Source organism: Deinococcus puniceus, from assembly GCF_001644565.1.
GTDB classification, from domain to species: domain Bacteria; phylum Deinococcota; class Deinococci; order Deinococcales; family Deinococcaceae; genus Deinococcus; species Deinococcus puniceus.
In genome coordinates this window covers 988031-1009266 of sequence record NZ_CP011387.1, presented here as the reverse complement: position 1 = coordinate 1009266, position 21236 = coordinate 988031, and the positions used below count along the sequence as shown (strand labels likewise).

At 62.5% G+C, this 21236-nt stretch carries 18 protein-coding genes; 7 read left to right on the top strand and 11 right to left on the bottom strand.

What is annotated here, in order from left to right; genetic code table 11:
- Window positions 1–76 precede the first annotated feature (76 nt).
- The 4 genes from SU48_RS04615 to ligA all read right to left on the bottom strand — a co-directional run bounded on the left by SU48_RS04615 (window position 77) and on the right by ligA (window position 4133).
- Window positions 77–961 carry a bifunctional 5,10-methylenetetrahydrofolate dehydrogenase/5,10-methenyltetrahydrofolate cyclohydrolase gene (locus tag SU48_RS04615; RefSeq protein ID WP_064014230.1) on the bottom strand — a complete coding sequence of 295 codons (885 nt, stop codon included), beginning with the start codon at window positions 959–961 and terminating at the stop codon, window positions 77–79.
- Window positions 958–1458, bottom strand: a complete 501-nt coding sequence (nusB, locus tag SU48_RS04610) for a transcription antitermination factor NusB (protein ID WP_064014229.1) — start codon at window positions 1456–1458, stop codon at window positions 958–960. The genes SU48_RS04615 and nusB overlap by 4 nt, the downstream gene beginning before the upstream one ends.
- Entirely contained in the window at window positions 1455–1817 is a 363-nt protein-coding gene (locus tag SU48_RS04605) for an Asp23/Gls24 family envelope stress response protein (RefSeq protein ID WP_064014228.1), read from the bottom strand. Before SU48_RS04605 ends, nusB begins: the two co-directional genes overlap by 4 nt.
- 243 nt (window positions 1818–2060) lie before the next feature.
- Window positions 2061–4133 (bottom strand): NAD-dependent DNA ligase LigA, encoded by a 2073-nt coding sequence (gene ligA / locus SU48_RS04600; protein WP_064014227.1) that lies wholly within the window; start codon window positions 4131–4133, stop codon window positions 2061–2063.
- 266 nt (window positions 4134–4399) lie between these two features.
- Between ligA and SU48_RS04595 the strand changes: the two genes are divergently transcribed.
- The gene (locus SU48_RS04595; RefSeq protein WP_064015840.1) at window positions 4400–5500 is read left to right on the top strand and encodes a BMP family lipoprotein; all 1101 of its coding nucleotides are present in this window, start codon (window positions 4400–4402) and stop codon (window positions 5498–5500) included.
- A gap of 147 nt (window positions 5501–5647) precedes the next feature.
- On the opposite strand, the gene SU48_RS04590 is transcribed toward SU48_RS04595, so the two are convergent.
- The 4 genes from SU48_RS04590 to SU48_RS04575 all read right to left on the bottom strand — a co-directional run bounded on the left by SU48_RS04590 (window position 5648) and on the right by SU48_RS04575 (window position 10273).
- The gene (locus tag SU48_RS04590; protein ID WP_064014226.1) at window positions 5648–6442 is read right to left on the bottom strand and encodes an amino acid ABC transporter permease; all 795 of its coding nucleotides are present in this window, start codon (window positions 6440–6442) and stop codon (window positions 5648–5650) included.
- 216 nt (window positions 6443–6658) lie between these two features.
- Complete coding sequence (locus tag SU48_RS04585; protein WP_064014225.1) at window positions 6659–7429, bottom strand: ABC transporter substrate-binding protein; 771 nt, start codon at window positions 7427–7429, stop codon at window positions 6659–6661.
- A 176-nt stretch (window positions 7430–7605) separates the two neighbouring features.
- On the bottom strand, window positions 7606–8808 hold the full coding sequence (locus SU48_RS04580; RefSeq protein WP_064014224.1) for an ABC transporter ATP-binding protein: 1203 nt from the start codon (window positions 8806–8808) through the stop codon (window positions 7606–7608).
- A 205-nt stretch (window positions 8809–9013) separates the two neighbouring features.
- Complete coding sequence (locus tag SU48_RS04575) at window positions 9014–10273, bottom strand: hypothetical protein (protein WP_064014223.1); 1260 nt, start codon at window positions 10271–10273, stop codon at window positions 9014–9016.
- Window positions 10274–10365: 92 nt separating this feature from the next.
- On the opposite strand from SU48_RS04575, the gene SU48_RS04570 reads away from it, so the two are divergent.
- The 4 genes from SU48_RS04570 (at window position 10366) to SU48_RS04555 (ending at window position 15171) form a co-directional block, all read left to right on the top strand.
- Window positions 10366–10668, top strand: a complete 303-nt coding sequence (locus SU48_RS04570) for a hypothetical protein (RefSeq protein ID WP_064014222.1) — start codon at window positions 10366–10368, stop codon at window positions 10666–10668.
- Window positions 10669–10744: 76 nt separating this feature from the next.
- A complete protein-coding gene (locus SU48_RS04565; protein ID WP_064014221.1) occupies window positions 10745–12832 on the top strand; it encodes a transglycosylase domain-containing protein in 2088 nt (695 codons plus the stop codon).
- A gap of 97 nt (window positions 12833–12929) precedes the next feature.
- Window positions 12930–13631 carry a VWA domain-containing protein gene (locus tag SU48_RS04560; protein WP_064014220.1) on the top strand — a complete coding sequence of 234 codons (702 nt, stop codon included), beginning with the start codon at window positions 12930–12932 and terminating at the stop codon, window positions 13629–13631.
- Window position 13632: 1 nt separating this feature from the next.
- A complete protein-coding gene (locus tag SU48_RS04555; RefSeq protein WP_231881680.1) occupies window positions 13633–15171 on the top strand; it encodes a hypothetical protein in 1539 nt (512 codons plus the stop codon).
- A 27-nt stretch (window positions 15172–15198) separates the two neighbouring features.
- Here SU48_RS04555 and SU48_RS04550 read toward each other — a convergent pair whose 3' ends face one another.
- On the bottom strand, window positions 15199–15483 hold the full coding sequence (locus SU48_RS04550) for a DUF1905 domain-containing protein (RefSeq protein WP_064014219.1): 285 nt from the start codon (window positions 15481–15483) through the stop codon (window positions 15199–15201).
- Window positions 15484–15590: 107 nt separating this feature from the next.
- Between SU48_RS04550 and SU48_RS04545 the strand changes: the two genes are divergently transcribed.
- A complete protein-coding gene (locus SU48_RS04545) occupies window positions 15591–15806 on the top strand; it encodes a hypothetical protein (protein WP_064014218.1) in 216 nt (71 codons plus the stop codon).
- A gap of 63 nt (window positions 15807–15869) precedes the next feature.
- On the opposite strand, the gene secA is transcribed toward SU48_RS04545, so the two are convergent.
- On the bottom strand, window positions 15870–18479 hold the full coding sequence (gene secA, locus SU48_RS04540; RefSeq protein WP_064014217.1) for a preprotein translocase subunit SecA: 2610 nt from the start codon (window positions 18477–18479) through the stop codon (window positions 15870–15872).
- 302 nt (window positions 18480–18781) lie between these two features.
- Between secA and SU48_RS04535 the strand changes: the two genes are divergently transcribed.
- Window positions 18782–19054, top strand: a complete 273-nt coding sequence (locus SU48_RS04535) for a hypothetical protein (RefSeq protein ID WP_064014216.1) — start codon at window positions 18782–18784, stop codon at window positions 19052–19054.
- A gap of 3 nt (window positions 19055–19057) precedes the next feature.
- On the opposite strand, the gene SU48_RS04530 is transcribed toward SU48_RS04535, so the two are convergent.
- Window positions 19058–21193 (bottom strand): S8 family serine peptidase, encoded by a 2136-nt coding sequence (locus SU48_RS04530; protein WP_064014215.1) that lies wholly within the window; start codon window positions 21191–21193, stop codon window positions 19058–19060.
- Window positions 21194–21236 lie beyond the last annotated feature (43 nt).

Sequence of the window (21236 nt, the reverse complement as noted above, 5' to 3'; positions counted from 1 at the left end):
CTGAAAAGAATTGCACTCTGTTCCAGTTTGCACAGGGTTCCAGCTTGCACAGGTCAGGGTTCAGACTGGTCTGGGTTCAGAGGCGGGCCGCCGCCTGCCTTTCTGCCGCCGTGACCGTGTTTGCCAGCAATTGTGCGATGGTCAGTGGCCCCACGCCGCCCGGCACAGGCGTCAATGCACCCGCCACCGCCGCCACATCCGGGTGAACGTCGCCCGTCAGGTGGGCCTTGCCGTCTGCGCCCACCACGCGGTTGATGCCCACATCCACGACGGTAGCTCCGGGCTTCACCATGTCAGGCGTAACCAGATGGACGCGGCCTACAGCGGCGAACAGCAAGTCGGCTTCACGGGTCACTGCACCCAAATCGGGGGTGCGGCTATGGGCAACGGTCACGGTGGCATGGGCATTCAGCAGCATGGCTGCCAGGGGTCGCCCCACGATATGGCTGCGGCCCACGATCACGGCCCGCGCTCCGGCCACCGGAATGCTGTAATGACCCAGCATGTACATGATTCCGGCGGGCGTGCAGGGAGCCAGCACCGGGCGGCCCGCCCACAGTTCGCCCACGTTCACCGGATGAAACCCGTCGACATCCTTGCGCGGGTCGATGGCGTGCAGCACGGCCTGTTCGGACACATGGGCGGGCAGTGGCAACTGCACCAGAATGCCGTTGACATCAGGATCGGCGTTCAAGCGGGCCACCAGCGCCAACAAGTCGGCCTGCGAGGTGTCTTCGGGCAGCGCGTACACGGTGCTGTGGAGGCCCACTTCCCGCGCCTTGCGGTCTTTGCCGCGCACATAGCTGACGCTGGCAGGGTCTTCGCCCAGCCGCACGATAGATAGGTGCGGTGGGGATGCCAAGCGTGCAGCACGGGCAGCAGCATCGGCCAAGAGTGCAGCGGCTGCGGGCGGCCCCGGCAACGGGCGAGCAACCGTGCCGCCAGAAGAACCGTCGGTCACTCGTCGGCCCCGTCGTCCGATTGTGGCACGGCGGGGGCGGTTTGCAGCGTGCGGCTCAGGCCTGCCAGCACCCCGTTCACGAAGCGGCCCGAATCGTCGCCGCCAAATTTACGGGCAATTCGCACGGCACTCTCGATCACGGGCGGGTGCGCCGTCCCCGTGTACATCATCTCGAAGGTTGCTAAGCGCAGCACGTTCAGATCGGTCTGGGCCATCTGGTCAAAGCTCCAGCCGCGAATGGTCTGGCGCAGGGTTTGATCGATGGTGTCGCGGTGCGTGCCGAGGCCGTCTACCAGTTCGCGGGCAAAGGCTACGGCGTCGGGAGCCAACTGCGGAAAAGTATCGTCGCCCTCGCGCATGTCGCCTTCTGCACGGGTAAAGACTTCATTCAGCGGCAAGTCTCCCCTATCCGCCTGAAACAGCGCCCTGAACGCAAATTCGCGGGCGGCGCGGCGCGTGCCGACAGGCTGATTGGCCTTCTCACGGCGGCGGGTCAAGCGTGGCCGCCTTTGGGCAGAGTGACGTCCAGCACGGTCACATTCACGGCTTTGACTTTCAGGCCCGTCATCAGTTCTACGTTTTCGCTTACGGCCCGTTGAGCCTCTGCCGCCAGCCCGGTCAGGTTGCGGCCAAATTCGATGTTCAGGCCCACATCCACCGTCACGGCCTGCCCTTCACGGGTCACTTTCAGGGCGCGGGGGCGGCGCGGGTTGCCTTGATTGCGCAGCACTTCGCCCACGTTCAGGGAAGCGTGCGCGACTTCTATGCCTTCTATGCCTTCCAGCGTGGCCTGCGCGATATCGGTCAGGACGTTGCGGCTAATTTCGACTTCGGGTTGGGGGGTGTTGTTCGCCATGCTTGATGCCTCCACACGGCCCGCACACACCGGGGCCGCCAATAGGCACAGTGTACCTGTGGGGGAAGATGGGGGTGGGTTGGGGAGGTTTGAGGCTGTAGGTGAACCCCCCCGTTGCTCCGCAACGCCCCCCTTAGAGGTGGGGACTAAAAGCTCTTGCGCTCCCCTCTCCTGCGGAGCTTGACAAGTCAAGGGGGGCTGGCTGCACAGCAGACCGGGAGTTCACCTACAACCCCAACTTCTCTACACCCCCTTCTCCTCCAACAGCGCCGCCAGTCCCGCCTCATCCAGCACGGCGATCTCCAGTTCCTGAGCGCGGGCCAGCTTGCTTCCGGCGTCGGCTCCGGCGATCAGATAACTGGTTTTACCGGTCACGCTGCCCGTCACGCGGCCCCCAGCAGCTTCCAGCGTGGCTTTGATGGCCTCACGGGGTTGGTTCAGCGTGCCTGTGATGACAAAATTCAGGCCTTTCAGTTGATCAGTCCGCAGCGTGGCTTCTTCCACGGGGTTTAGGCCCGCGTCGCGCAGGCGGCGAATCATGTCCTGCATGTTGGGGTCAGACAGGGCAGCGGTTACGCTCTGCGCCAGCGTGTCGCCCATGCCCGAAATCGCGTTGATCTGCTCTGGGGTGGCGGCCAGTACGCCGTCTAGCGTGCCCAGCGCCCGCGCCAAGGCCTGAGCATTGCGCTCGCCCACGCCGCTCATGCCCAGTGCGTTGATGAGCCGCCACAGCGGGCGGGTTTTGCTGGCCTCTAGCTGCGCCAGAATGTTCTGGGCTTTTTTGTCACCGCTGCGGTCTAGGGCGCTGATCTGCTCGGCGGTCAGACGGTACAAGTCGGCGGCGTCGCGCACCAGCCCGCTTTCGATCAGTTGGGCCACCAGCTTTTCCCCGATGCCGCGCATATCCATCGCCCCGCGTGACACGAAATAGCGAATCCGCTCGAATTGTTGGGCGGGACAGGCCGGGTTGGGGCAATAGGTATTGGCGTCGCCTTCGGTTCGCACGGCAGCGTGGCCGCACTGGGGGCAATGGGTGGGGAAGGCATAAGCCTCTGCACCTTCAGGCCGTTTTTCTGGCAGCACACGCATGATCTGCGGAATCACGCCGCCCGATTTGCGTACCACCACCGTATCCCCGATCCGCAAATCCATGTCGCGGATGTAATCCTCGTTGTGCAGCGTGGCGCGGCTGACCGTACTGCCTTCGATCAGACGCGGTTGCAGGTGCGCCAGCGGGGCCAGTTTCCCGGTGCGGCCCACGTTCACCACGATGTCTTCCAAAATGGTTTCCACTTCTTCTACCGGAAACTTGTAGGCGATGGCCCAGCGCGGCGCACGGCTGGTAAATCCGGCCTCGTTCTGCAAATTCAGAGGATCGAGTTTCAGCACAGTGCCGTCAGCGTCGAACTCGAACTGGGCGCGGTTGGCGGTCATGCGGCGGTGGTACTCGGCGGCGGCGTCTATTCCTTCTAGGCGCTCGGAATACTGGCTGACGGAAAAACCGTGCGCTGAGAGCCACGCCAGCACCTCGAATTGAGTCTCGGCCCCCACGCCGTCGCGCTTGCCCAGCGAATAGAAAATGGCCTTGAGGTTGCGGGTGCGCGTCATTTCCGGGTCTTTCTGGCGTAAGGCTCCGGCGGCCCCGTTGCGCGGGTTTTTTAGCAGAGGCGTTCCCAGTTCTTCGGCCTGCGCGTTATAGGCGGCAAAATCGGCGCGGCTCATGTAGACCTCGCCGCGCACCTCCAGTTCTCCGGTCAGGCCAGGCAGGGTGGTGGGAATGCCCGGTACGGTCTGCACCTGCGCCGTCACGATTTCGCCGGTCACGCCGTTGCCCCGTGTGGCCGCCCACTGCAATTCTCCGTCTTTGTAGTACAGATTCACGCTCAGACCGTCTATTTTCAATTCTCCGGTAAAGGTAAAAGTGTCAGTGTCGGCGGGCAAATTCAAAGACCGCGCCAGCTTTTCGCGCCATTCGCCCAGTTCAGCGTCGTCGAACACGTTGTCCAGACTGGTCATGGGCGTGGGGTGATTCACGGGCTGAAAAGCGGTGCTGGGTGCGCCTCCCACCGCCTGAGCCGGACTGACACCCGCACTGGCAAAGGCGGCGGCCCATTCCGGGTGCGCGGCTTCCAGCGCCCGCAGCTCACGGGCCAGCGCGTCGTATTCGCTGTCCGGAATTTCGGGTTCGTCCTGCTCGTGGTAAGCGCGGTTGTGGTGATCCACCTCGGCCCGCAGCGCCAGATAACGGGCGTGCAGTACGTCGTTCAGGGTATCGGAAGGGGTAAGGTCAGAACTCCCGGTGGGCACAGCGTCCATAACGGCAGCCTAGCATTCCGGCTCCAGTCGGCCCGGCTCAAAAATGTAAAGCGGCGTTCAGCAACGGCAGCCCAGAAGACCTACGAAGCTGATCAACATAAAGGAAATATAAAGAACGCCTCTGGCACGCCTTCCCGTTTTGCTCATCCACGTCAGGTGCAGCGTGACTTTTGCCAGCGTCTAGACACCGGGCAGATTGCGTATACTCTGTTCAAGCATTCCGTTTAAACCAAAACTCTGGAGGAACACCCATGAAGACCAGCACCATCAAGAAGGGCCTGACCCTTGCTCTCGCCATCAGCACCAGCCTCGCCGCCGCGCAGGGCGCACTCCGCGTGGGCATGGCCTACGACGCAGGCGGAAAAGCCGACAAGAGCTTCAACCAAAGCGCCTACGAAGGCAGCCAGCGGGCCGTGAAGGCGATGGGCATTCAGGTCAAGGACTTCGAACCCAGCGACCCCAGCCAAGTTATTCAGGGCATCCGCTCGTTTGCCACCGAAGGCTTTGACCTGACCATCGGCGTGGGCTTTGCCAACAACGCCAGCATCAGCCAAGTCGCCAAGGCGAACCCTGATCTTTACTTCGGCCTGATCGACGACGTGAGCGCCGAGAAGAACGTGGCCAGCCTCGTGTTCAAGGAAGAAGAGGGCAGCTACCTCGTGGGCTACCTCGCCGCCCTGAACAGCAGCACCGGCGTCCTCGGCTTCGTGGGCGGCATGGACATCCCCCTGATCCACAAGTTCGAAGCGGGCTACATCGCGGGTGCAAAAGCCGCCAACCCCAAAGTTAAAGTGTTCGCCCAGTACGTGGGCACCACCCCCGACGCTTGGAACAACCCCGGCAAGGCCAAGGAAATCGCGGCCAGCATGCGTTCTCGCGGCGCTGACATCATCTTCGCAGCAGCGGGCGGCAGCGGCAACGGCGTCATCGACTACATCAAGCAGACCCAGTGCCTGAAGGCGGGCAACCTGCCCAGCGGCGTGAAATTCAACACCAACAACTTCGCCAACGTCAGCAAGAGCAGCAGCTACCGCAACGCCTGCGCGGGCAACACCCGCCCTATGTTCTTCATCGGCGTGGACAGCAACCAGAACTACCTCGGCGACTTCGACAAGAACCCCGCCACCATGAACCACGGTCTGACCTCCATGCTCAAGCGCGTGGACAACGCCGTGTACGCCCTGATCCGTGACGTCAAGGCCGACAACTTCAAGGGCGGAGAGCGCCGGTTCGGTCTGAAGGAAGGCGGCGTGGGCTACGCTGTAGACGCCTTCAACAAGAACTTGATCAGCAGCACCCAAGTCGCCCGCGTCGAAGCCGTCAAGGCCCAGATCATCAGCGGCAAGATCAAAGTTCCCAACAAGTAAGCCTGTTCCGATAAATTAGAGGTGGCCTCTTCGGGGGTCACTTCTTTTTTTGTGATGTGGGGAGATCGTGGATTGTGGAACGTGAGGAACAACGAGAACAGGCCCGCCTCTCCACTCGGCGGGCCTGTTTACTGTTTTTGGTGCTCTTTAGCGGCTGCCCACCTTCACCCGTTTTTCCAACTGATCGGTGAACAACGTCATCACGGTGGTGAGGGCCAAGTACACGGCGGCAATGGTCGTCAGTACCGGAATCGGCTCGAAGCTTTCGCTGCTGACCCGCGATCCGGCCAACGTCAGTTCCAGCAGGGCAATAGAACTGGCCAGCGAGGAATCTTTGAGCAGGGCTACCAAGTTATTGACCAGCGGCGGCACGACGATTCGCAGAGCTTGGGGCAAGACCACCGTAGACATGGTTTGCGCTCCGTTCAGACCCAGACTGCGAGCAGCCTCGCCCTGTCCGGGGGGAATAGCGAGGATGCCCGCCCGGATCACTTCGGCGTTGTACGCGCCCACGTTCAGCGACAGGGCCACCACCGCAGACCAAAATTCATTGAGTTCCAGATCGATGCCGATGGACTTCAGGAGCGGCGGCACAGCGTTGTACACGAACAGAATCTGTACCAGCAGCGGCGTGCCGCGCACCAGCCAGATAAAAATACTGGCGGGCAGACGCACCCACCACAGCGCACTCGTCTTCTGAATGCCCGCGACAACGCCCAAAATCAGCCCGATCACGCCGCTGACCAGCGTCAGCATCAGCGTCATGCGTGCGCCCTCTACGAACAGGTCGGCGCGGAGGCCAATCGGGTCGGGCAGTTGCCGCAGAATAATGGTAATCAGCAAAAACAGCAGCAAGAAGGCGGCGGCGGCTCCGCCAAACCACAGCAGCAGCGTGCCTCCGCCCATCGGTTGCTGACGGGGCGTGGTGGCGGGCTTGGTCATGCGCCCACCCACGAGCGGCAGGGGCAGAAACGTGATCCAGTCAGGTTTTGCATTGGCTGAATGATGTCACATCCGACACAAAGAGGGGGCTGTATGACTGAACATCTTCTGAATTTTTGCCGGGCAGCCAACAGGGCCACTTCAATGAAAGACGGAATGTAAAAAGGGCGGCCCGTGCAAGCGCCGCCCCTCAACTGTTTAGAAATCTGTAGAGCCTCAGCTCTTGCAGCGCACGTCCTGACCGAAGTATTTGCCGCTGAGCTTGGCGTAAGAGCCGTCGCTCAGAGACTTGGTGAGCGCAGCGTTGAGTTCTTTCAGCAAGCTGGCGTTGCCTTTGTTCACGGCCATCCCGATCCGCTCATTGAACAGCAGCGCTCCCTGCACAACTTTGCCCTTCTGCGCCTTCACCAGTTCGATGCCCGTGAACTTGTCGCCCACCCACGCATCGGCGCGGCCTGCCATCAGCGCGGCCTGCGCGTCGGTGTCTTTGGGGAAGGTCTTCACGTCTTTGACGCCGGACACTTTCCGCACGTTTTCGAGGTAGGTGGTGCCCACCTGCACGGCCACCGACTTGCCGCTCAGGGCCGCTGCCGTCATGGGGCCGCCGGGCTTGGTCACGATTGCGCCGCCCGTGCAGTAGTGGGGGTTGGCGAAATCTACGGCTCTGGCCCGCTCCGGCGTAATGCCGTGGCTGGCGATCACGAAATCGTAGCGGTCACTTTTCAGGCCGATCAGCAGGTTGTCGAAGGGTTGCGTGACCCATTGCACCTTCAGGCCGAGGCTCTTGGCGAGTTCATTGGCGAGTTCCACTTCAAAGCCGGTCAGTTCCTTGCCCTTCAACACGTTAAAAGGAGGAAACGCGCCCTCGGTGGCAATCTTGATGGTGCCGCTCTTTTTGATATCGGCCCAAGTGCGGGCCTGTCCGGTGCTGGCGAGCAGGGCGAGGGCGGTGAGGGTCAGCAGGGCGGTCTGTAGGGGTCGCTTCATGGTTCTCCTTAGAATAGGTCACGTCTCCCGTGGGCGGGAAAGCGGTGGGTGTAGAGGTGCGGGCAGTCTAGCGCCAGATGAACACCGGGTAAAGGCAGGCCGGATGAGAAGCCACTTGAACGCCGCCCCCCGAATAGGAAGGCGGCGCAACTGGGAGCAGTTTTAGGAAACGGAGATCAGACTTTGTTGAGGCCGATGACCGGTGCAGCGGCGCTGCTGGGGACGCCGGGGTACTCGTAGCCGAGGTTCAGTGTATCGGCCTGACCGCGCTTGCCCGTGGGCGTGCCCCGGTCAATGGCGTCTTCGCTGGTCATATCGAAGGCGTGCAGGCGGGTCTGGTCGATCAGCAGATCGATGTCGTCGCCGGGCTGCACGATGGCCTGACCTTCGACCTTACAGGTGAGGTTTTGTCCGGCCACTTCGATGATGAGATCGGTCTGTGCCCCCAGAGGCTCCACGACTACGACTTTGCCCTTCAAGACGTTGTTGCCACGCGGAATATCGGTCATCCCGACGACGCCGATATGCTCCGGGCGAATGCCCATCGCCACGTCTTTGCCTTCGTAGGCCTTCAGCGAGCGGGCCAGCAGACCCATCGCGGCCACGCGGCTGCCGCCCAACACGAACTCGCCGTTGGTGACTTTGGCCGTCAGCAGGTTCATGGAGGGGCTGCCGATAAAGCCTGCCACGAACTTGTTCTTGGGGAAATCGTAGAGGTTCATGGGCGTGTCGACCTGCATGATCACGCCGTCGCGCATAACCACGATACGGTTGCCGAGCGTCATCGCTTCGACCTGATCGTGCGTCACGTAGATGATGGTCGCGCCGAGGCGGCGGTGCAATTGGCTGATCTGCGAACGCATTTCGACGCGCAGCTTGGCGTCAAGGTTAGAGAGTGGCTCGTCCATGAGGAACACTTTGGGTTCACGCACGATGGCGCGTCCCATCGCTACACGCTGACGCTGACCGCCCGACAACTCTTTCGGCTTGCGGCCCAACAGGTGCTCGATCTGCAAAATTTTGGCGGCGTCACGGACGCGGCGGTCAATCTCTTCTTTGGGCGTCTTGCGGAGTTTCAGACCGAAGGCCATGTTCTCGTAGACGTTCATGTGCGGGTAGAGCGCGTAGTTTTGGAACACCATTGCAATGTCGCGGTCTTTGGGCGGCACATCGTTCACGATGCGGTCACCGATTTTCAGCACGCCGTCGCTGATGTCTTCCAAGCCTGCCACCATGCGGAGCGTCGTGGATTTACCACAGCCCGATGGCCCTACGAACACCATGAATTCACGGTCTTCGATGTGCAGGTTGAAATCCTTCACCGCGTGATGCTTGCTGCCGTACCGCTTGTTGATGTGCTCCAGAATGACTTCGGCCATGAGTGTGCCTACCTTTCGCCCCTGCTCTTGTTCGTGAATGGTGCTTCTCCCAGACAGGAGAAACGGGCCGAACAACCGGGGAACGCTGAACGAGAATCCGGGGTTTACATTGTTGCCGTGCTGACCCGTGAAGTTTAACACGCCGGGGGGGACTGTGGGTGTGGACTTGGTCTAGATCGGGGGCTAGGCCACGAATCTGCCAGACTCAACAGTCGATCAGCCAGCCGTGCTCAGACTCGGAAACAGTGCCCGCCCTGCCCCTCACGCTGATGCCCTCGCCGGATGCGGCCCAGCCCTCGGGAGTGGCCTGCACGCTCACAACTCCCTTCAGCCGAAGTTCCTGAAAGCCGCTAAGAGGATGGGGGCCGCTGGACTGCGTCAGGCAGGAGCAATTCATCAGTTCGCCCTCCACGACGCCGTTTCCGAATTGAAGAAAACGGAAATGCAGCACGCGCCCCTGCCCTACGCCCTTCAGATTCATAGGATCGAAGGCTTTGGGCCAGAGATTAGCTGTGCTTCTGAGCGTCAACTGTTTGCCGGGCTGGGTCTCGAAAGCGTGTAAAAGCCGCTGCTGATGCTGCATTTCTTCTTCTGCGGCGGCAGTCGCCCACTGCTGAAAATGAGGTGGGATCAGACCGTCAGGGCGGTAAGTGCCAGCAACAGAACGCAACAGTTCATCCAACGCCGCACCCTCGTCACTTACCTTCACCTTCCAGCCGTCCAGCATGCGGTCTAGCAGTAGCCCATACACCGCGCCTGTGGTGTAAGCCCGCAGCCGCACCGCTGAGGCAGGAAAATCGACACTGGGGAAGTCAACACTGGGAAAATCCGGTTGGGCCGCTTTGAAGCTGAGTTCCACATAATGCGCCAAGCCTTCCCTCCGTTCGGCGGCCCGGATGTACGCGGCCTGTTCGGGGGCGAGATGTGCAGCTTGCGCCTCTCGCCAGTGTAGAAGTTCGGCGGCGACATCCGGCAAAGTCGCGGGAGGAGCAGTCAGCGCCCGCTGAAGCGCCTGCATCTCCATCGCCCGGTACATCAGCACTTCGGCATCGGTGGCCGGATAGGTCAGGGCGTCCAGCTCATTGATCTGCCATGCCGTCGCAGAATGGCCGTGTTGATACACATGAAACGCCTCGTGGACGGCCAACGCTGCCAGATCGGTGGGCGGGCAAGGCATGGGCAAGCTGGGCAGCAACAGGCAGGCCGCCAACAAGCCGTCTTCCAACAGGCAATACGTGTTGGCCCACACCTGCGGATGACGGCCCGGAAACACCCAGGAGTCTTGCTCGGCCTGCCACCCTGCCCCGACAGGTTGAGCACCCCACAACACCGTCTTCTGGCCGTCATAGACCACCAACGGCACCTGCGCGGGATAAAAACCGGGCCACAGCAACTTGGCCGAAGCTTGTATCAGATGCCGCGCCTGCTGAACGTCAGCCAGCGTGAGGGACGTGCTGTTTGCCATAGCTTGAGGATAGGTCACGTTCAGACACGGCCTCCCTCCGCCTCCACCAAAAGTCGGTTTCCGCCCTCATCTGCGCCGTCTACACTGATTCCATGAGCTTTGTCCGCAAGCCCCGGCCCTATTCTTCGGGTCTGAATTCTTCTGGATTGAATGCTGCTGGGCTGGGGCCTGCAACACCCACGCCCTCCAAGCCTACACGTCAACGCGCTCCCAAACGCGACGCACGCTCTACGCCGCGTCAGCCGCGCTCCTCGTGGGCTACGGCGGTCACGACACTGGCCCTGCTGGGCATGCTCCTGATTTCTATCGTGGGCGTGTCGGGCCTTGCCAATCAGGCGTGGCAGGCGGCGCAGTTCCGGGCAGCGGCGGCGGGCATTTCAGATGTGGTGCGGTAAACCAGCAACGTTGCCGCCCTTCAGGACGTACTAGCACTGTGAACGCCCGCCCGAATCATCCCAATAGGAACCGCACTTGACCTTCTGGAAGCGCCGGACGCCTTGGCCGCGTACCCCGTTCGTGACCCGGCCCGCGCCGTGGACACTGCGGCGACTGCTGCGGGCGGGGTTGGCAGGCGTGGGCGCAGCCACATTGGGTGTCATGGTGTTGGGTGTGGGCGGCGCGGCGGCAACGGGCGCGTTTGGGCGGGCATGGAACCTGCGGGCCGAGTTGCAACCCATAGAAGTGCAAGACCGCCGGGGTGCGCCGCTGGGCGTCATCGACCATTGCCGCGAAGGGGGCGCGGTGGTGAATGCCGTGCCGTGCCGCGAGTCGCTGAGTGTGCCGCTGACAGGTGTTTCACGGGCCTTTTTGCTGGCCTACGTCGCCAAAGAAGACGTGCGGTTCTTTTCGCATGTGGGCGTGGACTTGGGACGCCTGCCGCGTGCCCTCCTGAATGGCGCGGGAGCCAGCACCATCACGCAGCAACTCCTGAAAAATAGCGTGCTGGCGGGCCACTTCGATTACGATACCGGGCGGCGCACGCTGCCGCTGGTGCTGACGCGCAAGGCCACCGAATGGGTGCTGGCCCCGTTGGTCACTTGGCGCTACGGGCGGCGCGAGGTGCTGGCGATGAGTGTGAACAGCCTGCCGTGGCTGGGCATCGGTCAGCGCAAAGGCATTTACGATGCGTCGCGGGCAGTGTTTGGCGTAGACCCCGCCGACCTGACGCTGGCGCAAAGTGCTTTTTTGGTGGGCCTGCTGCCTGCCCCCGGCAACTATCTGGTGTCGGACAGCACGCCGCCCGAAGCCGCCACCGCCCGCTTTCGCCGCATGAGAACGCAGCAACTGGTGACGCTGAACATTCTGCGTTCGCGTGGCCTGATCTCGGAAGCTGAACATCTGGACGCCGTGTCTACGCCGCTGCAACCCCGGCTGTGGCGGGCCGAGTACGCGGGCAGTGGGTCTGATCTGAGGCTGGTGAGCGCCTCGCGCAATCCCGATTACACCAACGAACCCGAACCCGTGTGGGCCATGCAGGAACTGGTGCGCCGGGAACTGCGGGCCGGTGGGCTAGACCCGCGCCGGGTGGCCCGCGTGGTGCTGACCATAGACGCAGGCGCACAGGCGGCCCTGAACCGCAGGCTGGCGGGCAGACCCAAAGGGGTGGCCGAGGGCGCAGCCGTGCTGGACGTGCGCGGCGGCGGCATTGTGGCCCTGAGCAGCAGCACGGGCGGCGAGCAGAGCAGCCAACCGGGGCGGCAATGGGCAGCTTCGGCCAGCCGTCCGGTAGCGAGTACCGTTAAGCCCCTCCTATACGCCGCCGCGTTTGGCGAGGGCCTGACCCAACTCAGCGCCTTTCCCGACGCCGCCACCACTTACGGCGGGCTGCCTATTCGCAACAATTCCGGCACGTTGCTGGGCCGCGCCGTCAGCATTCGGGAGGCCAACGCCCGCAGCCTGAACACGGTGGCCGTGCAGGTAGGCACCGAACGCGAAACCACCCTACGCCGCGTGCTGGACAGCCTGGGCTACACCGAGGACACCGCCAACCGTTCCAGCCCTGCTCTCGGCACCTACCGCTCCTCGCCGTTGAAGGTGGCCGCCGCCTACGCCAGCTTTGCCAATGGCGGCCAACTCTGCACCCCGCACCTGCTGGCCGAGGTGTATGACCGCAGCGGAAAGCCCTTGCCGCTGCCCCGCGCCGACTGTGCCCCGCTGTGGAATGAGGCGGTGGCCTACGAGGCTTTTGACCTGCTGACGGGCGCGGTAAACGATTCGGCAGGCCATCTGGGATTCCTGCGCCCCAGCTTCGTGCAGCGCCTGACTGGGCGCACGGTGCCACTGGGAGCCAAGTCCGGCACCACCGACGACGTGCGCGATACGTGGTGCGCGGGCGTGACGCCGCAGTACGCCATGAGTGTCTGGATTGGCGACCCGGACGGCCTACAAAGTGTTCCCGCCGACCTGTACCAAGAGCAAGCCGCCTGCCGCGAACTGGGCCTGCTGCGCGAGCTACCGCATGAGGTCAGGAATCTGGAAGCCCCCGCCGGAATCACCCGTGTGGGCGGCGTGGCGGTGCCTGTGGCGGGCCTGAATCCCAAGAATCCGACGCCGCCCTGAACAACCCCTTTAACCCACCACCAACGTCCCCACGCTCTCCTGTTTTTCGCACGATCCACACTCCACCCTCCACGATCCCCCTCCGAAGGAGTCCCCAATGCCCCTCTCCCCCCTCCTCTCCCTGCTGCCGCTGCTGACGCCCGCCCCTGCTGCGGCCAGCGCTTCTACCCTGCTGGGCCTCAGCACGCCGCCGCTGCATGTGGTCATTGCCGCCGACATGACGGGCAGTTCCAAAAACCCGGCCTTCGGGTACGCGGCGCAGGCCAAACTGCTGACCCAGAGCGTGCTGCTGAATCAGGTGCGCTCCGGCGATACCGTGACGCTGCTGCGCGTGTGCGCGGGCGTGCAGACGGTGGCCGACTTCCGGTTTCAGTCTCAGAATGGGGCGAGGATGGGCAAGGCCGACATTTTGCGCTACACCGACGCCCTGACCAAACCCTGCACGGGCAAAGGCAGCGCGATCACGGCGGCGCTGGCACAGGCCCGCAGCATGGCGGCCCGCACCGCTGGCGTGGGCGACGTGGTCATCATGTTTACCGATGGAGCCACGCTGGACGACCCCAAACGTGCCGCACTGGGCAGCACCGTCAAAGGGATTCTGAATGCGTCTGCGACTCGGTTACTGTTTTTTGCGGGCCTCAGTCCAGAGCGTGGGGCCGATGGAAATTCGGTGCGGGATGCGTTCGCCAAAGCATTGGGGACGGGCGTAAATGACAAGCGGTTGCTGATGGCCGGAGCCTACGACCTGAACAACGTGTATCCGACCTTCGCCGACGCCGCCAAGAAAGCGAGGCGCTGAGATGACTACCTCGAAGACCCAAAATGGTTCGGAAGATACCTCTTTTCACGCGCCCGCTGCACTGGAAAGCGTGACCCTGAGTGGCCCGGACTTGGGCACAGTGAATATGAGCTTTGCGGGGGAAGAACCACATCCGCAAGCTGAGGCTCCGACTGAGGATGACGCCGTTTCCGCTGTATCAGAGCGGGAGAAAGTGTCGGTAGTCGACCTGTCTCTGAATCCCTACGAAGCCGCCCTCCCCCACCCCGATCCCCTCAGCGCCGAGCAATTTATGCCCGTGCTGCCGCCCGATCATTACGGCGCGTTCCTCAATGACCTGACCGATGAATTGGCGCTGGTGGCCGACCCCGCCGCCCGCAGCCTGCTGACCAAACGCGCCCGGATTCTGGCGCTGAACGTGGAGCAGTACCGCGTAAACCACGCATTGGCCCGCCAGACGCTGACGCGGGTGCTGGCCGAGACGGGTGTGGGCGTGCGCGAGTCGTGGACGCGGCAAGACGAACACCTGCGCTTTATGAACGCGGCCAGCAGCGGCGTGGAACACGAATATACCCGCGCCACCGAAGCCATAGAACAGGCCCGCCAGCAGCGGTTTAATGCCTTGGCCGAGTACGGGGCGCAACCGGACACCCTCAGCGCCGAGGGGTTTTATCAGCAGCAGGCGCTGGCAGACTTGGCCCGCGAAGGCCACCCGATTCGCCCGCCCGAACAGCAGACCGGCAGCAAGCGTGTGTTCAACGGATTCGCCGTGTTCAGCAAGTTTTTTGTGGGCGTCATCAGCGGGGTCAGCATCAACCTCCTGTTTAACCCAGAAAGCCGCCTGTACCTGACGATCATTGCCCTGACCGCCGGAGTGATGTTCAGCGTGCTGCTGCTGTGGCTGGTAGACGAGTTGGCCTACCGGGCAAAAATGGCCGCCAGCGGTACACCGGGCATGGGCCGCCCCGCCACGTACATCGGGGGCATCGTGGCTGTGAGTGCGCTGTATCTGGGTGTAGAGGGCTACCTGAACTGGGACGGCATTTTGCGCGTGACCCAGCAGATTGCCGCCAACGCCGCGCAGCAGGGCCAACTGACCGACCTGAGTACCACCACCGACACCAACGCCGTGCCTCAGCATTGGTCACTGCTCGTCTTTACGATGGCGCTGGTGGGCATGGCGGTGGGAGCCGCGCTGCTGCAAGGCCGGGAACGCGCCCGCACCATATTGGAAAAAGAGCGCCTGCTGGGGCGGGTGGCGCAGATCAAGCAAACGCGCCAGTACGCGGAGGCCGCCCGCGCCACTGACCACGTGGCCTATCTGGAGGCCGCCCGTGACCGCCTCGCCCCCCCACGTGACGTGACCAGCCCTGACCACGCCCGCCTGAACGAGCGCGTACTGAACCATTGGGAGCAGGAACGCGAAACGCAGGTGCAGAGCCTCAGCGCAGGCATCGTTCGGGACGCGAGGCAAGTGCAGGACGCGCTGGAAGACTTTTCCTTACAGTTGCAGGCGGCCCAACACCCTCCGCAGCGGCGCGGGCTGTTGCGGTTCTTGTAGTCGGAATGGCCTCAGGCGGCCAGCCCATCACCCCAGCGTCATCTGCACCGTCACTTCTTCCCCTTCCTCCAGCCCTTCCGCCTTTCTCACGTTGGCCCTGATCGGAATGACATAGTGTTCGTCTTTGTAAAACAGGGACGTCCTCCATGCTGTGTCGCCGATTTGGGCCTGAACAGGAATCATGCCCCAGCCGTAGGTGACGAACCGGGACGCGGCTTTGATTTCGGCGCTCTGTTCGGTGGGAACGGAGATGAAGTACCACGGGGCTGGCCCCCTCCAAAACCAGATGGAGCCGCTGAACTCGAAGGTCATGGCCCAGTATCTATCAGCAGCGGGATCTATCGGCAGCGGGCCGGGTGCGGTAGGCGGGGAGCGGGGCTTTGACAGATTGGCAAGAGCAGACTCGCTAGCCTGCGCCCATGATCGATGTTTCTTTCTTCGTCGTCCTAGCGATTACGGCTGCGCTCATCCTCCTGACGGTGGTGGTCATGACCCTGATGACGGCGGGCCTGTGGTTTTACACCCGCATCACAGGCAAAGCTGTGCCCCGGCCCCGTCGCCTGCAACTCATTTTCGGCGTTACGGCGCTGGTGGTCGTGCCGCTGATTATTACTGTGCTGGTCGTCAATTCTTAGCGCCTGCCAACAAAGCAAGAAAGGCGGCCACTTTCACATGGCCGCCCTCACTAAACTCTGCTGTTACCCGGTCTGACCGAACTGCATTCTGAATACGAATTTGGTCACGTCGTTCTTCAAGTTGTCGATCATCTCGTTAAACATGTTGGTGGCTTCAAACTTGTATTCGGTGAAGGGGTCGCGCTGGCCGTACCCGCGCAGGCCGATGCCTTGGCGCAGCACGTCCATGCCGTGCAGATGCTCCTTCCAGTGCTGATCCACGACTTGCAGCAGCACGTAGCGGCTCAGGCTGTTCAGCATGGTGGGGCCGAGTTCTTCCTTGCGGGCATCGAAGGCGTCGGCCACAGCGGTCAGCAGACGCTCCTGAGCCTCGGCGGGCGACACCCCTCTGAGGGCCGCGAAGTCGAAGCCTTCCAATTGCGGCACAGCGTCCACAACAGCGGTTTGCAGGCCTTCTATATCCCACGTATCCTGATTTTCATCGACGGGGGCGTAGGTCGCCAGTTGCAAATCCACGAAGTCCGCGATCATGCCCTCGGTGCTTTCTTCGACGGCCTCGTCTGGCCCCAGCAGCACTTCACGGCGCTGACCATAGATGGTGTCGCGCTGCACGCTCATCACGTTGTCGAATTCCAGCAGTTGCTTGCGGGTGCTGAAGTTGCGGTCTTCTACGCGGGCCTGCGCTTTCTCGATGGCCCCGGTGACCATTTTGGCTTCAATCGGCTGGCTGTCATCCATGCCCAGCCTGTCCATCATGGACACCACGCGGTCATTGGCAAACAGGCGCATCAGGTCGTCTTCAAAGCTGACATAAAAGCGGCTGCTGCCGGGGTCGCCCTGACGCCCGGCCCGTCCGCGCAACTGGTTGTCGATTCGGCGTGATTCGTGGCGCTCGGTGCCGATGATGTGCAGGCCGCCGATGTCCTGCACGCGGGCATGGTCGGCGATGGTGGCGAGTTCGAGTTGCTGCGCCTGCTGGATGAAGTCGGGCGTGACGCCGGGAATCAGCAGGCCGAGTTCGGTGGCGGCGGGGTCTTGGCGGCTGATGGCTTTGATGAAGTTCTCGGCTTCGGGCGCGAATCGGCTGATGCCAAAGTTCTGCTCGATGGCCTCGCCCAAGAGGAATTCGCTGTCGCCGCCCAGCTTGATGTCGGTGCCGCGTCCGGCCATGTTGGTGGCAATCGTAACGGTGCCGCTGCGTCCGGCCTGCGCCACGATGCTGGCTTCCTGCGCCTCGAATTTGGCGTTCAGGACGGTGTGCGGAATGTTGGCAGCTTTCAGCAGGTCGCTGAGTTGCTCGCTGGTCACGATGCTGGCGGTGCCAATGAGAACTGGGCGGCCCGTGGCGTGCATCTCCACGACTTCTTGCACCACCGCGTTGTACTTGCCGATGCGCGAGCGGTACACCAAATCTTCGGCGTCTTTTCGCAAGATCGACTTGTTGGTGGGAATAACAAGCACATCGCTGCCGTAGATGTCGAGGAACTCTTTTTCCTCGGTTTTGGCCGTACCCGTCATGCCCGCGAACTTGTTGTACAGGCGGAAGAAGTTCTGGTACGTGATGGTGGCGAGCGTCTGGTTCTCGTTTTCGATCTTGACGTTTTCCTTGGCTTCGATGGCCTGATGCAGCCCCTCGCCGTAGCGGCGTCCCGGCATCGAACGGCCCGTGAATTCGTCCACGATCAGCACTTCACCTTCCGCGTTCACCATGTAGTCTTTTTCGCGGTGGTACAGCTCTTTGGCCCGGATCGCCTGCGTAATCATGTGGGCCTTGTCCATGTTTTCGGGGCTGTACAGGTCAGGAATGCTCAGCAATCGCTCGATCTTGCCGATGCCGCCTTCGGTGATATGCACCTGCTTGCCCTTCTCGTCGATGGTGTAATCGCCCGTCGCTTCAGCGCGTTTGCCAGGTTCGGCAGGTTCGCCCTTTTGCAGACGGCGAATCAGCTTGGCGTACACGTAATACAAGTCGGTGGCTTTTTCTGCGGCCCCCGAAATGATCAGCGGCGTGCGGGCCTCGTCGATCAGAATGCTGTCTACTTCGTCCACGATGGCAAAATTCAGCGGCGACTCGGCACGCAGGGCCAAGGCCTCGCGGCTCTGGGCCATGTTGTCGCGCAGATAGTCGAAACCCAACTCGGAGTTGGTGACGTAGGTGATATCGCAGGCGTAGGCAGCCTGCTTTTGCGCGGGCTGGAGTTCGCGGTTGGCGAGACCCACAGTCAGGCCCAGCGTGCGGTACAGCAGGCCCATTTCTTCCATGCCTACCCGCGCCAGATAATCGTTGACGGTGACGAGGTGGCAGCCTTTGCCTTCTAGTGCATTCAGGGCCAGTGCCAGCGTTGCCACCAGCGTTTTGCCTTCTCCAGTCCGCATTTCGGCAATACGGCCCTGATGAAGCGCCGCGCCCCCGATGAGCTGCACGTCGTAATGGCGCTTGCCGATAGAGCGGCGGCCCGCTTCGCGGATCAGGGCAAAGGCCGGAATCAGTACGTCGTCTAGGGACTCCCCGCCCTCCTGCACACGTTTCCGAAGGGCCATAAAGGCCTCGGCGAGATTCTCGACTTTCATCGTTTCTTCTTCCAGCGCGTTCACCGGCTGCACCACCGTTTTGATGATGCGCGAAACGTCGCGCTGGTTGTTATCGAATACTTTGTTCAGGACACGGAACATGACGCCTCCCAGTATACGCCCCGGCAACCTGACCGGAGCGCCTGATTTCAGTGAGATGCACGTAAGCAACTTGAGTCGGGCAGGCTCAGGAATGGGGGGACGGTGGGGGAGCGGCTCTGAGCTGCGGGTAGATTGGACGCCATGACCACAAGGCGAAGACGTTGCTAAGCCCGCTTTGGCCGACGCGTTTAGCGGCCCTTTGCTTTGCTATCGCTGGCCTGCGGCATGGGTGGGATGTGCTGCACGGTGGTTGGCTCCCCTATCACTTTGCACCGCTGCCCATCAATTTATTCTGGACTTCCTTGGTGCTCTGGGACGCTGTTGCCGCCGCGTTGCTGTGGCGCTGGCCCCGGTTGGGCTTGCCGTTCGGCGTTGTCGTCATGCTGCTTGACGTAGGCGTCAACGGTTGGTGGGCAGACAAGGCGGGAATCGTGGGCCAACTGGGAGTGTGGACGTTGGTGACCCAAGCCGCGTTTCTGGGTGTATTGGTGGGGCTGTTAAGTGCCGCGCACTCTGCCCCATCTCACCAGCAAAACAGCCCCCGCGCAGAGGCAGGGGCTGGGGAAAAGAGCTGAGGCTTAGTTGGTCTTGGTCAACTTCAGCTTAAACTTGTTGAAGGGGCCGTCGTCGTTCTGACCCTCGGTGATGGTGAAGCTGGTGGCCAGCAGGTAGTACGTGCCCGCCGCCGTCAGCGTGAAGTTCACTTCGGAATCCGAGTCGATGCGGGGAGTTCCCCGGTCATCGTTTTCGGCCAGTACCGTCACGCCGTCGGGGCCGATGAGGTACAGGTAGGCATCCAAGGAGCCGCCCAGTTGTCCTGCGGCTAGCATTTCAGCCTTGATCTGGTCGCCTGCCGCGCCCGTAAACTTGAAGTAGTCCAAGTCCTTGGGCTTGCCGAAGATGTAGGCCGTATCGGTGGTTTGGCCGTAGGCGATGGTCTTGGCGGTGGCGGGCGTATCGTTGGGTTCGTAGGGGTCTACGGGATTGAAGTCGGGCGCGTTGGCCGTCAGGATGACGTTTTTGCGATCCGGGGTGAAGTAGGTGCTGCCGCTGGTGGCGGTCAGGGTGCCCACGAAGGTGCCCCGGTCTTCGCTCTTGCCGCCCGTGATGCCCAGATCGGCTCCGGCCACGTACAGGTCGTAGGTTCCGGGCGCGATTTCCGAGAAACGGGCGTCGCCAGCAGCGTCGGTGGGCGTGAGGTACAGCGGCGTGGGGTCGTCGGTGGCCCCGGCCCGCATGCCCTGACCACGCAGGATCACGTCGACGAGTTCGCCGGGGCGCGTGCCGCTGCCGTTGGCGTACTTCACGTTGATGTACACGTTTGCGCCCTTGGCGGGCAGCGCGGCGCAGTCGGTGAGGGTCTGGGCCAGCTTGCCTGCGTTCAGTGCGCCCCAGCCCGTGTCGCGGTCAAAGCCGGTGGGGTTGCTGCCGATGGCACCGTTGGCGGTGGTTTCCAGAATGCGGCGCACCTGATAGGGCGTGGCGGCGGGGCATTTTTGCAGCGCGAGAGCGGCCACCGCTGCCGTGTACGGCGCAGAGAACGACGTACCGGAAATCAGTTGGTGGGTCTGGGGTTTGGCGGGGTTGCTGCCCCACAGCCAGGTCGGGTTGGCCAGAATGGTGTCTTGGCCGGGGGCGCTGCTGGAAATGTGCCGCCCAGAGGTCGAGAAGGTCACCTTGCGGTTGCTGCCGTCGAGTGCGCCCGACGCCATCACACCGGGCAGAGCGGCAGGGTACTGGAATTCATCGTGGTAAGAGTTGCCCATAGAGGCCACGATGGTGGTGCCGTTGCTCATGGCGTAGTCGAAGGCGTCCTTGACTGGCCCGAAGGACACGCCGCCGCCCCACGAGTTGTTGATGACGCGCGCGCCGTTGTTGGTGGCCCAGATTGCGCCCAGCGCGATGTTAAAGCTGCTGTACCCGCCGGGGTTGAACATCACGACAGGCATCCACTTGGCTTCGTAGGCCAAGCCCACGATGCCTTTGCCGTCTTTGGCCGCCACGATGCTCGACGCCACGAAGGTGCCGTGCGAGTTGGCAGGCTTCTTGAAGTAGTTGACCCACTCGGCAGCGTCGGTGTAGGTCTTGTTTTGCAGCGGATCGAAGGCCTTGCCTTCCCAGTTGGGGTTCAGGTCGGGGTGAGACACGTCGCCGGGATCGTCGATGACGGCCACTTTCACGCCTTTCCCGGTCAAGCCCGCGTCCCACGCGACTTTGGCGTTCAGGTGCCGGGGATCAAGGGCGTACTGGGGCAGTTCGTCAAAAATCTGATCGGCGCTGGCGGCCAGCGGGGTCAGGCTGGCAGGCTGCACGCCGGAAATGACTTCGGGGGGCGTGGCCACGTCGTTCACGGCGGCGTAGCGCACACCGCTGAGTTGCATGGCTCCCTTGGTCAGTTTCAGGGCGTCGCCCTGCACACGGATCAGGGCCACCTTGATTTCGGGAATGGTGGCGACGACTTGGCCTTTCAGCGCGGTGGCAGCGGCCTGAAGGCTGGCCGCATCGGCGTATCCGACGACCAGTTCGTTCTTGACGTACTTCAGGGGGCCGTTCTGGGCCAGTTCACCAATAACAGCCGGGGCAGAGGCCACCGGAGCCGGAATGCTGGCGTCCAGATTGGTCTGCGAGCAGGCGGCCAAGAGTCCCGTCAGGGCCAGCACGCCAAGTGATTTGGGGAGGGTGCGGCGCAGGTTGTGCGGAGTGTTCTTACGCATCGTTTTGCCTCTCTATCAGGAAGTCGGGGGTCAGGCTGTGTCG

Excerpts from the sequence above, each read along its gene's own strand:
- SU48_RS04605 (WP_064014228.1), bottom strand. The coding sequence starts at position 1,817 with ATGGCGAACAACACCCCCCAACCCGAAGTCGAAATTAGCCGCAACGTC.
- ligA (WP_064014227.1), bottom strand. The coding sequence starts at position 4,133 with ATGGACGCTGTGCCCACCGGGAGTTCTGACCTTACCCCTTCCGATACC.
- SU48_RS04590 (WP_064014226.1), bottom strand. The coding sequence starts at position 6,442 with ATGACCAAGCCCGCCACCACGCCCCGTCAGCAACCGATGGGCGGAGGC.
- SU48_RS04585 (WP_064014225.1), bottom strand. The coding sequence starts at position 7,429 with ATGAAGCGACCCCTACAGACCGCCCTGCTGACCCTCACCGCCCTCGCC.
- SU48_RS04580 (WP_064014224.1), bottom strand. The coding sequence starts at position 8,808 with ATGGCCGAAGTCATTCTGGAGCACATCAACAAGCGGTACGGCAGCAAG.
- SU48_RS04575 (WP_064014223.1), bottom strand. The coding sequence starts at position 10,273 with ATGGCAAACAGCACGTCCCTCACGCTGGCTGACGTTCAGCAGGCGCGG.
- SU48_RS04570 (WP_064014222.1), top strand. The coding sequence starts at position 10,366 with ATGAGCTTTGTCCGCAAGCCCCGGCCCTATTCTTCGGGTCTGAATTCT.
- SU48_RS04560 (WP_064014220.1), top strand. The coding sequence starts at position 12,930 with ATGCCCCTCTCCCCCCTCCTCTCCCTGCTGCCGCTGCTGACGCCCGCC.
- SU48_RS04555 (WP_231881680.1), top strand. The coding sequence starts at position 13,633 with ATGACTACCTCGAAGACCCAAAATGGTTCGGAAGATACCTCTTTTCAC.
- SU48_RS04550 (WP_064014219.1), bottom strand. The coding sequence starts at position 15,483 with ATGACCTTCGAGTTCAGCGGCTCCATCTGGTTTTGGAGGGGGCCAGCC.
- SU48_RS04545 (WP_064014218.1), top strand. The coding sequence starts at position 15,591 with ATGATCGATGTTTCTTTCTTCGTCGTCCTAGCGATTACGGCTGCGCTC.
- secA (WP_064014217.1), bottom strand. The coding sequence starts at position 18,479 with ATGTTCCGTGTCCTGAACAAAGTATTCGATAACAACCAGCGCGACGTT.
- SU48_RS04530 (WP_064014215.1), bottom strand. The coding sequence starts at position 21,193 with ATGCGTAAGAACACTCCGCACAACCTGCGCCGCACCCTCCCCAAATCA.